1 protein-coding gene and 2 pseudogenes are annotated in these 1,723 nt (G+C 69.9%); all 3 read left to right on the top strand.

Going from position 1 to position 1,723, the window contains the following annotated elements; all coding sequences use genetic code 11:
• Nucleotides 1-414 (top strand): annotated as a pseudogene (locus tag DSP71_RS22115) (FHA domain-containing protein); the annotation flags it as partial.
• Nucleotides 411-1,226: a PP2C family serine/threonine-protein phosphatase gene (locus tag DSP71_RS08485; protein WP_046746681.1), complete on the top strand. Its 816-nt coding sequence runs from the start codon at nucleotides 411-413 to the stop codon at nucleotides 1,224-1,226. The pseudogene DSP71_RS22115 and the gene DSP71_RS08485, both read left to right, overlap by 4 nt.
• Nucleotides 1,226-1,723 (top strand): annotated as a pseudogene (locus tag DSP71_RS08490) (hypothetical protein); the annotation flags it as partial. The gene DSP71_RS08485 and the pseudogene DSP71_RS08490, both read left to right, overlap by 1 nt.

The raw sequence follows: 1,723 nt of genomic DNA on the forward strand, positions 1-1,723 counted from the left end.
CCCGCCGCCGCGCCTGCCGCCCCCGCGGCGCCTGCCGCGTCGCGCACCACCGAGGAGGACGACCTCGAGGACACCAGGATCAGTGTTCCGGGACACCGGCTCGTCTTCACGTGGGACGACGGGACGCGTGTCTCCGTCTCCCGCCGCACGGTGTTCGGGCGCAACCCCGCACCGGAAGAGGGAGCGACGCTCGTGCCCGTGCGCGACGAGACGCTCTCGCTCTCGAAGACGCACTTCGAGGCGGCGGCCGAGACCTCGGGCGGCTGGGTGATGGACCGACACTCCACGAACGGCATGACGATCGTCCGCGCAGGCCAGCGGATCGCCTGTCCCGCGGGGCAGCGCGTCCCGGTGCGACTGGGCGACGCCATCGAGATCGGCGACCGCATCGTCACGATCGGCGGATACGCATGAGGCCGGGACTGGTCGTCTCGACCGGGTCGGCCACGCATCCGGGACTCCGGCGTGCGCTGAACGAGGACGCGCATCTGGCATCGGCGCCGATCTTCCTGGTCGCCGACGGAATGGGTGGGCACGAAGCGGGGGAGCGCGCGAGCGCCGCCGTGATCGCGGAGTTCGCGCGCTACATCGGTCGGTCCGCGCTCGAACTCGACGACGTGCGTCTGGCACTCTCCCTGGCGAGGGAGAGTGTCGAGGAGCTGTCTACCTCGGGCAACGGCCGCGCAGGTACGACACTCAGCGGTGTGTTCGTCGCCTCGGTCGACGGCATGGGCTACTGGCTCGCACTCAACATCGGCGACTCGCGCACCTATCGCTTCGCAGACGGCGAGCTGGAGCAGATCACGGTGGACCATTCCGTGGTGCAGGAGCTGATCGAATCGGGTGAGCTCACGGTCGAGGATGCCGTCTCCGACCGCCGCCGCAACATCATCACGCGGGCGATCGGCGCGAGCAGCACGGGCGACGCGGACTACTGGATGTTCCCCGCCGAGCTCGGCGACCGGATGCTGGTGTGCTCGGACGGACTCACCTCCGAGGTCGCCGACGCCCGCATCCGCGAGATCCTGATCGCCGAGAAGGACCCGCAGCGGGCGGCAGACGTGCTCATCGACGAGGCCGTCAGCGCCGGGGGCAGGGACAACATCACGGTGCTCGTCATCGATGCCGTCTCCGTCGCCTCGAGACCGGGGACGCTGATGGCCACCGATACGGACATCGACCAGGACACACGTCCACGAGAAGCCGCAGCAGGAGGGGTTCGCTGATGCAGACCAGCTACCGACCGGGACAGTGGTACCTGATCGTCATCCCGGGAGCGCTCGTCGCCCTCCCGCCCGAGGTGCCAGGCGATGTCGTCGCGCGGCTGTGGGAGCGCCTGCCGGAGGAGAAGACGCTCGCGACCGTTGTCGATGTGCTCACCGCGCAGTCGGGGGTCTCGTTCACTTCGCTGCCCTCGTTCGTCGCGGCCGTCGCCGAAGGATCGGACATGCGGATCGCCCTGCGGGGGGCGGTCACCGCGAGTGTGGAGACCGGCTCGGAGTCGTTCGAGCTCTCCGGCGCCGATGTCACCACCTGGAACGAGCGCTACCTCGGCGGTGCGACGAAGGTCGAGATCACGGTCGAGAGCGCCGATGCCGACGCCGACGGTCTGCCCGTGCAGAGCGGAATCGTCCGGGCGGCGGCTGTGAGCGCCGAGCTCGAACCGAGCGATGCCGATCCGCTCCCCTCCATCCTCGGCCCTGCCCCGGTCGTCGGGGAGTCC

The organism is Microbacterium sp. H6 (genome assembly GCF_003314775.1).
GTDB classification, from domain to species: domain Bacteria; phylum Actinomycetota; class Actinomycetes; order Actinomycetales; family Microbacteriaceae; genus Microbacterium; species Microbacterium oxydans.